Source organism: Peribacillus sp. SIMBA_075 (assembly GCF_046534585.1).
Genome location: NZ_JAWRYN010001525.1, coordinates 1 through 239, shown reverse-complemented (window position 1 = coordinate 239; position 239 = coordinate 1). Strand labels below are relative to the sequence as shown.

Genomic DNA, 239 nt, shown 5'->3' with positions numbered 1-239 from the left:
CAAGTAGGCTCCTTGACGTTTCAGTTCAGTCACAACCTTGCGTTTGATCGTCTTATCGACGACAAGTGCCTGCTCAGAAGCACAGATCGTTCCATAATCAAACGTTTTGCTTTGCATGATTTGGCGTATCGCTGTTGGAATATCGGCACTGGCATGCATGTAAACGGGGACATTGCCCGGCCCTACGCCAAAAGCGGGCTTGCCACTACTGTAGGCTGCTTTTACCATCGTGGTTCCGC

At 50.6% G+C, this 239-nt stretch carries 1 protein-coding gene; it reads right to left on the bottom strand.

Annotated elements, in window-relative coordinates; translation table 11 throughout:
• Positions 1 to 239: aldehyde dehydrogenase family protein (locus SB775_RS33520; protein ID WP_410865621.1), on the bottom strand; the 239-nt coding region annotated here is incomplete at both ends.